Source organism: Plantactinospora sp. WMMC1484 (genome assembly GCF_049315195.1).
Taxonomy (GTDB): Bacteria; Actinomycetota; Actinomycetes; order Mycobacteriales; family Micromonosporaceae; genus Plantactinospora.
On sequence record NZ_CP186055.1, the window covers coordinates 2,576,923 to 2,586,998 of the forward strand.

Annotated in this window: 8 protein-coding genes and 1 pseudogene; 7 read left to right on the top strand and 2 right to left on the bottom strand. The window is 72.9% G+C overall.

Annotation, left to right across the window (positions count from 1 at the left end):
• The first annotated feature begins 76 nt into the window (after nucleotides 1–76).
• Nucleotides 77–1,060 carry a methylmalonyl Co-A mutase-associated GTPase MeaB gene (meaB, locus tag ACN28C_RS11430; protein ID WP_422773468.1) on the top strand — a complete coding sequence of 328 codons (984 nt, stop codon included), beginning with the start codon at nucleotides 77–79 and terminating at the stop codon, nucleotides 1,058–1,060.
• Here the strand turns inward: meaB and ACN28C_RS11435 are convergent.
• The gene (locus tag ACN28C_RS11435) at nucleotides 1,035–1,487 is read right to left on the bottom strand and encodes a DUF2000 family protein (RefSeq protein ID WP_422773469.1); all 453 of its coding nucleotides are present in this window, start codon (nucleotides 1,485–1,487) and stop codon (nucleotides 1,035–1,037) included. The two genes, meaB and ACN28C_RS11435, sit on opposite strands and share 26 nt — an antisense overlap.
• A 171-nt stretch (nucleotides 1,488–1,658) precedes the next feature.
• Between ACN28C_RS11435 and ACN28C_RS11440 the strand changes: the two genes are divergently transcribed.
• From ACN28C_RS11440 to ACN28C_RS11465, 6 genes and pseudogenes are all read left to right on the top strand, one after another.
• Complete coding sequence (locus tag ACN28C_RS11440) at nucleotides 1,659–2,093, top strand: Asp23/Gls24 family envelope stress response protein (RefSeq protein ID WP_422773470.1); 435 nt, start codon at nucleotides 1,659–1,661, stop codon at nucleotides 2,091–2,093.
• Nucleotides 2,094–2,278: 185 nt separating this feature from the next.
• A complete protein-coding gene (locus tag ACN28C_RS11445) occupies nucleotides 2,279–3,967 on the top strand; it encodes an acyl-CoA mutase large subunit family protein (RefSeq protein WP_422773471.1) in 1,689 nt (562 codons plus the stop codon).
• A 105-nt stretch (nucleotides 3,968–4,072) separates the two neighbouring features.
• A complete protein-coding gene (locus ACN28C_RS11450; protein ID WP_422773472.1) occupies nucleotides 4,073–5,005 on the top strand; it encodes a tetratricopeptide repeat protein in 933 nt (310 codons plus the stop codon).
• Between the two features lie 82 nt (nucleotides 5,006–5,087).
• Nucleotides 5,088–6,254 (top strand): annotated as a pseudogene (locus ACN28C_RS11455) (arginase family protein); the annotation flags it as partial.
• Between the two features lie 618 nt (nucleotides 6,255–6,872).
• The gene (locus ACN28C_RS11460; RefSeq protein ID WP_422773473.1) at nucleotides 6,873–7,430 is read left to right on the top strand and encodes a TetR/AcrR family transcriptional regulator; all 558 of its coding nucleotides are present in this window, start codon (nucleotides 6,873–6,875) and stop codon (nucleotides 7,428–7,430) included.
• Nucleotides 7,431–7,561: 131 nt separating this feature from the next.
• Nucleotides 7,562–7,795 (top strand): TM2 domain-containing protein, encoded by a 234-nt coding sequence (locus ACN28C_RS11465; protein WP_422773474.1) that lies wholly within the window; start codon nucleotides 7,562–7,564, stop codon nucleotides 7,793–7,795.
• A 123-nt stretch (nucleotides 7,796–7,918) separates the two neighbouring features.
• Here ACN28C_RS11465 and ACN28C_RS11470 read toward each other — a convergent pair whose 3' ends face one another.
• Nucleotides 7,919–9,883, bottom strand: coding sequence for a penicillin-binding transpeptidase domain-containing protein (locus tag ACN28C_RS11470; RefSeq protein ID WP_422773475.1), 1,965 nt, complete (start codon nucleotides 9,881–9,883; stop codon nucleotides 7,919–7,921).
• Between the last annotated feature and the right edge of the window lie 193 nt (nucleotides 9,884–10,076).

The following is a 10,076-nucleotide window of genomic DNA, read 5'->3' on the forward strand; positions in this document are numbered from 1 at the left end:
GGACCGGCCCGCTTCCGGCTCGGCCGGGGACCGGCCCGCTTCCGCTCCGGCCGTACCGACCCGTGGCGCCGGCTCGGTGCGGCGCAGCCGGGACGTCCCGGGACTGGTGACGCTGGCCCGGGAGGGCGATCCCCGCGCGGTGGCCCGGCTGATCACCCTGGTCGAGTCCGGGGACGAGCTGCTGCCGCGGGTGGCGGCGGCCCTCGCGCCGTACACCGGGCGGGCCCAGGTGATCGGGCTGACCGGTTCGCCCGGGGTGGGTAAGTCGACCACCAGCAACGAACTGGTCCGGGCGCTGCGCTGCCGCGGCCACCGGGTCGGGGTGCTCGCGGTCGACCCGTCCAGCCCGTTCACCGGCGGGGCGATCCTCGGTGACCGGGTCCGGATGCAGGACCATGCCACCGACCCCGGGGTCTACATCCGGTCGATGTCCAGCCGGGGACACCTGGGCGGGCTGGCGGCGGCGACCCCGCAGGCGGTCCGGGTGCTGGAGGGGGCCGGCTGCGACGTCGTACTCGTGGAGACCGTCGGGGTGGGCCAGGCCGAGGTGGAGGTCGCCTCGCTCGCCGACACCACAGTGGTGCTGCTGGCGCCCGGGATGGGCGACGCGATCCAGGCGGTCAAGGCCGGCATCCTGGAGATCGCCGACGTCTTCGTGGTCAACAAGGCCGACCGGGACGGCGCCGACGCCACCGTGCGGGACATCAACGGCATGATCGCGCTGGGTGAGCGCGGCCCAGGCGAGTGGCGACCCCGGGTGGTGCGCGCGGTCGCGGCCCGGGGTGAGGGGATCGACGACCTGGTCACCGCCGTCGAGAAGCACCACGGCTGGCTGGTCGACAACGGTGAGCTGCGCCGTCGGCGAGAGGCGCGGGCCGCCGCCGAGGTCGAGGCGATCGCGCTCGGCACGCTCCGGGACCGGATGGGCTCGCTCCGCGCGGGTACGTCGCTCGCGGCGCTCGCCGCCCGGGTCGCCGACGGGTCGGTGGACCCGTACGCGGCCGCCGGAGAGCTGCTCGACCAGCTCGACCGGGTCACGGGTGCAGCACGGCGCCCTTGAACACCTTGTCGACCGCGTTCCTCGGCCCGTGTACGGCCAGCCCCACCAGGTCGAGCCGGTCGCGGGCGACCGCCCGTACGACGGCCCGGTTGTCCCGGTCGTTGCCGGTCGAGAAGAGATCTCCGGTGAAGATGGCGATCCGCATCCCGCGCTCGACGGCCCGCCGGTGCGCGCCCACCAGGACGTCCCGGGCGCCGGTGAAGACCAGCACCGGCTGGCGGAACATCGGCAGGTAGCGGGTGCCGTCGGCGTCCTGGTAGTCGGCTCCGAGCAGCTCCGGCTCGGCCCCGGCGACGCCGCTGGTCAGGAACGCCGTGACGTTGAGCCGTTGCCAGCTCGCCAGGTCGTCGCGGAGCAGGATGGCGATCTTGGTGTCGAAGCGGACGCGTGCCGGCTCCGGCCCGGCAGTCGGGACGGCAGCGGTCATCGGGTACCTCCTCGGTCGGTCGTCGACCCGAGCCTCTCCCGCGGGCGGCAGCGCGGTCTTGTACGTTCCTTGCCCGCGCCGTCCCCCGCCGGCTCGCCGTTGCCGAGTAGGCTCCGTCAACGCCGACGGTGCCGTGCCGGACCGTCGAGACCAGGGGAGAGAGACGAGCAGATGACCGAGGTTCAGAACGGTTCCGACCAGGCCCCGGAGAGCGTCGCGCCGGCGGCACAGCCCGCCGCCCCGAGGGGCGGCACCGAGGTGTCCGAAGAGGTCATCGAGAAGATCGCCGGTACGGCGGCCCGTTCGGTGCCCGGTGTCGCCGATCTCGGTGGCGACGTGGCCCGGTTCTTCAACAACGTGCTGGACCGGGTCGGCCTGGACGAGGTGGGCGACGCCGGGCGGGGGGTCTCGGCCGAGGTGAAGGGGACCAGCGCGACGATCCGGATCGTCCTGGTGATCGCGGCCGGTTCGGTCGTGCAGGAGGTGACCGAGGCGGTCCGGGCGAAGGTCGTCGAGGCGGTGGAGGCGTACGGCATCACGGTCGCCGAGGTGAACGTCAAGGTCGACGACATCGAGCTGAACGCCGGGCCGGCCGGCGGAGCCTGACCGGACGCCGCGATCAGGGATCTTCCGGACAGAGTCGCACCGGTCACCGCACCGGCAGGGGCGGTTGAGGAGCAGGTCGGGGTCAGCCCCGGGCCGGAAGATCCCTGGATCGCGGGTCCTTAGCGATCGTTCAGGGACCCCCTCTACACTCGGGCGGAGTCGAGGAGTGCGAGGAGGCCCCCGCGATGAACGCCGAGGAGATCGCCGCCGGTCGAGCCCGCTGGCAGGCCCGGTACGACGCGGCACGCACACGGGAGGCGGACTTCACCACACTCTCCGGGCTGCCCGTCGAGCCGGTCTACGGCCCGCCGGAGGGGAGCGCCGATCCCCGGTTCGCCCGGATCGGCTGGCCGGGCGAATATCCGTACACCCGGGGGTTGTATCCGACCGGTTACCGGGGGCGGACCTGGACGATCCGGCAGTTCGCCGGCTTCGGTAACGCCCGGCAGACCAACGAGCGCTACCGGATGATCCTCGGCGCGGGCGGCGGTGGTCTCTCCGTCGCCTTCGACATGCCGACCCTGATGGGGCGGGACTCCGACGACCCGCAGGCGCTCGGCGAGGTCGGACACTGCGGCGTCGCCGTCGACTCGGCCGCCGACATGGAGGTGCTCTTCGACGGGATCGACCTGGCCGCCGTCACCACCTCGATGACCATCTCCGGACCGGCGGTGCCGGTCTTCTGCATGTACCTGGTCGCCGCCGAGCGGCAGGGGGCGGATCTCTCCACCCTGGACGGCACGCTGCAGACCGACATCTTCAAGGAGTACATCGCGCAGAAGGAGTGGCTCTTCGACCCCGAGCCGCACCTGCGGCTCATCGGTGACCTGATGGAGTACTGCGCGCGGGAGATTCCGCGCTACAAGCCGCTCTCCGTCTCCGGCTACCACATCCGGGAGGCCGGGTCGACCGCCGCGCAGGAGCTGGCGTACACCCTGGCGGACGGGTTCGGCTACGTCGAGCTGGGGCTCTCCCGAGGGCTCGACGTCAACCGCTTCGCACCCGGGCTGAGCTTCTTCTTCGACTCGCACATCGACTTCTTCGAGGAGATCGCCAAGTTCCGGGCCGCCCGCCGCATCTGGGCCCGCTGGCTGCGCGAGGTCTACGGCGCCACCGACGAGCGGGCGCTCTGGCTGCGCTTCCACACCCAGACCGCGGGTGTCTCGCTTACCGCCCAGCAGCCGGTCAACAACGTGGTGCGTACCGCCGTGGAAGCGCTGGCGGCGGTGCTCGGCGGCACCAACTCGTTGCACACCAACGCGCTGGACGAGACCCTCGCGCTCCCCACCGACTCGTCGGCCGAGATCGCGCTCCGGACCCAGCAGGTGCTGATGGAGGAGACCGGGGTCACCAACGTCGCCGACCCGCTCGGCGGCTCCTGGTACGTCGAGGCGCTGACCGACCGGATCGAGGCCGAGGCGGAGGAGATCTTCGCCCGGATCCGGCAGCTCGGCGGCGACGGCCCGCACCGGATCGGACCGATGACCTCCGGCATCCTGCGCGGCATCGAGGAGGGCTGGTTCACCGGCCAGATCGCCGAGTCGGCCTTCACCTACCAGCAGGCACTGGAGAAGGGCGACAAGAAGATCGTCGGGGTCAACTGCCACACCGGCACGGTCGCCAAGGAGCTGGAGATCCTGCGGGTCTCGCACGAGGTGGAACTGGAGCAGCGGCGGGTGCTGGCCGGGCGCAAGGCAGGCCGCGACGTCGCCGAGGTGACCGCCGCGCTCGGCCGGATGGTCGAGGTCGCCCGGACCGGGGAGAACCTGATCCCGCCGATGCTGGCGGCGGTGCGCGCCGAGGCCACCCTCGGCGAGATCTGCGACGCGCTCCGCGCCGAGTGGGGCGTCTACCGCGAACCGGCCCGGTTCTGAGGTGATCCCCGGGGCGGGGTGCGGTCCGGGCGGTCCGGGCGGTTGGCACGTCCGGCACGGGCGGTTGGACAGGGTTGGCGACACCGCGTGCGAGACTAGGGAACCATGAGCGACCCACGGATCACCTCGTCGATCTTCACCCGCGGCGCGGTCGACCTCGGCGCGTTGCGCGCCGCCCAGACGCCCGCGACACCGGCGGCAGCCGCCCCCTCGCCGGCCGGTCCCGGCAATGCCGGCGGTCCGGGCACACCTCCGGCGGGCGGAGGTGGGGTCACGGTGATCGACGTCACCGAGGCCACGTTCCAGTCCGAGGTGCTGGAACGGTCCCTGAACACACCCGTCGTCATCGACTTCTGGGCCGAGTGGTGCGAGCCCTGCAAGCAGCTCTCCCCGGTGCTGGAGCGGCTGGCCGTCGAGGGCGGCGGCTCCTGGGTGCTGGCCAAGATCGATGTCGACGCCAACCAGCGGCTCGCGCAGATGTTCCGGGTGCAGAGCATCCCGATGGTCTACGCGGTGGTGGGCGGCCAGCCGGTCGACGCCTTCGCCGGAGTGGTGCCCGAGGCCCAGCTGCGGCAGTGGATCGGCGCTGTCCTCAAGGCCGGCGGGGTGTCGGTCGAGGCCCCGGAGGACCCCCGGCTCAGCGAGGCCGACGAGGCGCTGATCAGCGGTGACCTGGACGCCGCCGAGCGGGCGTACAAGAAGATCCTCTCGGACGCGCCCTCGGACGCCGCGGCCGAGGCCGGCCTGGCGCACGTCGCGCTGGCCCGCCGGGTGAGCGGCGCGGACCCGGCGGCGGCGCTGGCCGCGGCCGCGGCGGCGCCGGACGACGTACCGGCGCAGCTGCTCGCTGCCGATGTGGAGGTGCTCAGCGGTCAGGCGGAGCAGGCGTACGCCCGGCTGGTCGAGCTGGTTCGCCGGACGGCCGGCGATGACCGGGAGGTGGCCCGGCAGCACCTGGTGTCCCTCTTCACCATCGCCGGTCCGGACGATCCTGCGGTGGCCAGCGCCCGGCGGGCCCTCTCGCGTGCGCTTTTCTAGACAATAGGCAGCTGGAGACAGTAGGCACCACGAGCGGCACGAGTGCCGGCCTGGCAGCCGCGATACCGGACGGGAGCACAGTATGCGCCGGATCGCCGTCCTGGACGCTCCGTCCAACCTGGGCCTGCGTCCGCCGACCCCCACGTCGGTGCCGGGCTGCGCCAAGGCGCCGGGCGCGCTGCGCGACCACGACCTGCTCGGCCGGCTCGCCGCCCGGGACGCCGGCTGCCTCACCCCGCCCCGGTACGACCCGGGCGACTGGCGTCCCGGGGACGGGGTGTGCCACGCCGACGCGATCGCGCGATACTCGGCGGAGCTGGCCGAGCGGATCGGCGCCATCATCGACCAGGGGGAGTTCCCGCTCGTGCTCGGCGGGGACTGCTCGATTCTGCTCGGTTCGGCACTGGCCATGCACCGGCTCGGCGAGGCGGTCGGTGGTCGGATCGGTCTGGTATTCGTCGACGGCCACTCCGACTTCCGGCACCCGGGCAACGCCTCCTACGTCGGCGCCGCCGCCGGGGAGGACCTGGCCCTGGTCACCGGGCGGGGCCAGGCCGACCTGGCCGCCATCGAGGGTCGCCGGCCGTACTTCCGGGACATCGACGTGGTGGTGCTCGGCATCCGGGCGCACGACGAGTACCGGCTCGATCTCCAGGCGGCCGGGATCGTGACCCGGCCGGTGCCGGCGCTGCGGGTCGAGGGGGCGGCCCGGACGGCACAGTGGGCACACGACCAGTTGACCGACTGCGCGGGTTACTGGCTGCACGTCGATGTCGACGTACTCGACCCGGCCGTGATGCCGGCGGTGGACGCACCGGACCCGGGCGGGATCGCCTTCACCGAACTGGAACTGCTGCTGGCCGGGCTGGTCGACACCCCGCACTGCCTGGGGGTGGAGCTCACCGTCTTCGACCCGGACTACGACCCGGACGGCAGTTACGCGGCGGAGATCGTGGAGACCCTGGTCGCCGGTCTGGCCCCGGTCGCCGCGCCGGAGGCGGTGCCGCCCCGGCTCCCGCCGAGCCGAGGCGCCGTCGCTGTCCGCGGCCCAGCCGTGCCGGCTCCCCGGTTGGTCCCGTCGGAGTTGCCGGCACCGGCCGGTGCCCGCCGGGGCGGACCGGCCGTCGAGATTCCCGCATTCTCCCGGCCCGGTCCGGCCGCGACAGCACGTGATCCGCTACCGGTACCGGAACTGCCGGAGACTCCGGCCGTCGCCGACCCCGATCCGTCCCCGGTCCGTCCGACCGGCCGGCAGGGCGAGGTCGGCTCGCAGGGCGAGGTCGGCGGCCCGCAGGGCGAGGTCGCCGCGGAGGTCGTGCTCGAAAACAGTGCCGGAAACGTCAGGCCAGGTGAGCCGGCCGCCGCCGCACCAGCGGCGTCGTCAGCCCTGTCAGCCGCCCCGGAGCGCGCTGCCGAGCGGCCGGTTCCCGCCGACGGGCCGGTTCCCTGGGTGGAGCCGGTCGGCCCGCCCGCCTCGGCCGGTCCGGGACGGCTCCGCCGGAACCCACCGGCCGTCGCCGAGGAGGGGGCCACGGAGGTCGCCCCGGCCGACGCGCCTCCCCGCGACGGGCCCGGGGCAGAGGCGGAGATTGCCTGATCGGTGCGGCGGCCCTCGCGGAGCGCCGGACACGCGTGCAGCGGATGCACGTGTGCGGGGTGGTGGGTGCGCGGGGCGCGGGCGCACAAGCGGGGTAGCTCGACAGTCCCGGGTCGATACGTCCGTGGTACGTCCGTCCACCCGTCGATTTGACACCGAAGGCTATGCTAACTAGCTTTCTGGCTATGTTGGGTAGCGCAGCTGGCGGGTCACGTGCAGCCTCGCAAGCGTGGGGAACGCGGTCCGCTACCCCGGTGGAACGGATTTGCGGTGCCTAGGGCGGGTCTCTCCACCACTGCCGTGGTCAGCACGGCGATCGAGCTGATCGACGAGCACGGTCCGGACGCCCTGACCCTGGCGGCCGTCGCCGCACGCACCAGGGTCGCCCCGCCCTCGCTCTACAAGCATGTCGCCGGCCTGGCCGAGTTGCGGACGCTGGTCGGTATCCGGGTGATGACCGAGATGACCGACCGGTTCGTGGCGGCGGTGCTGGGCCGCAGCGGTGACGACGCCGTGGCGGTGCTGCTGCGTACCTACCGCGACTACGTCCGCGAGCACCCGGCCCGGTACGCCGCGATGCCGCCCAACCCCCTGCACGAGCCGGCCATGGTCGACGCCGCCAACCGGATGTTGCAGGTCTTCCTCGCGGCGCTGCGCGGGTACGGTCTCACCGACTCGGCCGCGATCCACGCCACCCGGTGCGGTCGGAGCATCGCGCACGGTTTCGCCTCGCTGGAGGCGAGCGGCGGTTTCGGGCTGCCGGAGGACCTGGACGAGACGTACGAGCGACTCATCGCGATGTTCGTCGCCAGCCTGCACCGCCGCTGAGCCGTGACGGCACCGCCGAGCGGGACAGCGCAGCCGGCTGGGGTGCGGTAGTGTGCGCGATCGCTGTTCGCGTCGGCTCTTCACAGCCGCCTGAACGCCCTTCCTTCTGAGTGTCCTGAAAGGAATAGACCATGTCCACAACCGCCGCTGTTCCGGCCACCGGGCAGAAGTCCTGGATCGTCGCGGTGCTGCTCTGCTTCTTCCTCGGTGCGCTGGGCGTGCACCGGTTCTACGTCGGCAAGGTCGGCACCGGCATCCTGATGCTCCTCACCTTCGGCGGGCTGGGCCTCTGGGTTCTGATCGATTTCATCATGATCCTGATCGGCAAGTTCACCGACAAGCAGGGGCAGGCGCTCGCCCGCTGAGGCAGCCCGCAACTCCTGTGCCGGCCGGGACGGTCCGGGAAATGTTCCCCGTCGACCGTCCCGGCCGTCGCGTCTGACGGTCGTCCGCCGCCTGCCGTCCGCCGCCTGGCCAGCCGCGACGGTTCAGGCGAGGCCGCGCAGGAACCTTTCGGCGATCGGCACGGCGGTGGCCGTACCCGATCCGCCCTTCTCGACGAAGACGGCGAAGGCGACATCCCCCTGCCAGCCCACGAACCAGGCGTGCGTGTGCGCCGGGTTGTCGTCGTACTCGGCGGTGCCGGTCTTGCCGTGGACCGGGCCGCCCGGGACGTCCGCCAGCGCCGTGCCGGTGCCCTTGGTGACCACCTCGCGCATCATCGTGCGGAGCGCCTCGACCGATCCGGCCTTCAGCTGTGGCCCGGCCGGCGCGGGCTCACCCGGCGACGGCTCCAGCACCAGCTTCGGCTGCTGCCACTGGCCACGGGCGACTCCGGCGGTCGCCGCCGCCATCGCCACCGGGCTGACCAGGGTGGTGCCCTGGCCGAAGGCGGCGGCGGCCCGCTCGGCCGGCGGCCCGCCCGCCGACACCCTGCCGGAGAAGACGTCCATCCCGAGCTTCCACTCGGCCTCCAGGCCGAGGCCGCGTCCGGCGTTGGCGAGCCCGTCCGGCCCCAGCTTCGGGGCGAGCGCCGCAAAGGCGGTGTTGCAGGAGCGCGCGAAGTCGGTCCGGAACGGCACCGTGCCGAGCGCGAAGTTGTCGGAGTTCTTGAACGAGCGCCCGTCGACGGTGAACGTCCTCTCGCAGGCGACCGGGGCGTCCAGGGTGACCGCACCGGCGTCGAGCAGGCCGAGTGTGCTGACCATCTTGAAGGTCGAGCCCGGTGGCACCTGGGCGGTGAAGGCGAGGTTCTCGGCGGTGCCGCCGTTCGCCGCCGCCAGCACGGCAGCGTCGCTGATCCGCACCGCCACCAGGGCGGAGCGCTGCCGGGTGCCGCGCAGCGCGTCGTCCGCCGCGTTCTGGGTCGGCACGTCGAGGGTGGTCTTCAGCGGTACGCCGGGCTCCGGCTCGCGCCGGAAGACCTCGGTGCCGCTCGGCGTGACCGTACCGTCCGGCCGCTTGCTCGCGATGATCACGCTCAGCCCGGTCCCGCCGCGAAGCTGCTTGTCGTACCGGCCCTGGAGCCCGCCGTGGCCGACCAGGTCACCCTCCTCGAAGAGCCCGGGGTTGGCGGTCATGTCGTCGGCCTGCACCGGGTCGACCGAGCCGAGCAGGGCCCGGGCGAAGTCCCGGGTCGGGGCGAGTTCCCGCTCCTCGTCGCGGAACTTCGTCCCCTCAAGTGGGTGGATGCGCGGTTTGACCTGGAGGTAGGCATCCCGGCGCAGGGTGACCACCTCGACGAAGGCGTCGGGTTTCGCCTCCCGCATCCGGCCCGGCAGGTCGGTCAGGTCGATCGCCGGGGTGATCGGTGGCCGGATCGTCCTGAACGCCGCGTCCAGTTGCCGCACCAGCCCCGGTACGTCGGTCACCTGGCCGGGCTGCACGCCGACCACCACCACCGGCCGGGGCGCCACCAGGGGCGCACCTGCACCGTCTGTCACCACCGCCCGGGTGGCGGTCAGGCGCCGCAGCGCCAGCTCGTCACCCCTGGTCAGGCGCGACTCGACGACCTTCGGTTCCCAGATCACCTGCCACTCGTCGTCCTCGCCGCGGTTGAGCTGGATCTCCGACGGGTACGTCCAGTGCGTGTCACCCGGTAACGTCCAGTCGACCCGTACCGTCACGGTCGCGAGGTTTTCAGTGATCTTCGCCTCGCCCTCCCGGCGGAGCGCCGGCGGGGTCTTGGCCAGCTCACCGGAGAGTTGCTTGATCTCCTCGGCCACCTCCTCGGCCGGGACCCGCTGCCCGGCCGGGTTACGGAAACCGACCTTGTGGAGATCACCGCCGCGCCAGCCCGCCAGGAACGCGTCGACCGCGCGGTCCGGCCCGTCCGAGGCGGTGCAGCCTGCCAGCGCCCCGGCGGCCAGCAGCACGCCGACCAGTGCGGTGGCGGTGCCGCGCCAGGTGTGCTGCCGGGCGCGGAACTGACGAGGTGGCGTCGGAAAGCGCATGCCGCGGTTACCTCCCGGGTCGGCGGTGCGCCGGGGCGTCGGCTCCGGCGGCAGGTCAACGCAGCGCCGGACCTCGTTCCGGCGGCAGCCTGACGGTAGTACGCGGGACCGAATGCCTGCTGTCCCGGCATGCGCCCCTGCGGGCCGGATCACCCCGGTTTTCGGCGCCGTTCTCAGGTTTCCGTGCTGGTCA

Excerpts from the sequence above, each read along its gene's own strand:
- ACN28C_RS11450 (WP_422773472.1), top strand. The coding sequence starts at position 4,073 with ATGAGCGACCCACGGATCACCTCGTCGATCTTCACCCGCGGCGCGGTC.
- ACN28C_RS11435 (WP_422773469.1), bottom strand. The coding sequence starts at position 1,487 with ATGACCGCTGCCGTCCCGACTGCCGGGCCGGAGCCGGCACGCGTCCGC.
- ACN28C_RS11445 (WP_422773471.1), top strand. The coding sequence starts at position 2,279 with ATGAACGCCGAGGAGATCGCCGCCGGTCGAGCCCGCTGGCAGGCCCGG.
- ACN28C_RS11470 (WP_422773475.1), bottom strand. The coding sequence starts at position 9,883 with ATGCGCTTTCCGACGCCACCTCGTCAGTTCCGCGCCCGGCAGCACACC.
- ACN28C_RS11465 (WP_422773474.1), top strand. The coding sequence starts at position 7,562 with ATGTCCACAACCGCCGCTGTTCCGGCCACCGGGCAGAAGTCCTGGATC.
- ACN28C_RS11440 (WP_422773470.1), top strand. The coding sequence starts at position 1,659 with ATGACCGAGGTTCAGAACGGTTCCGACCAGGCCCCGGAGAGCGTCGCG.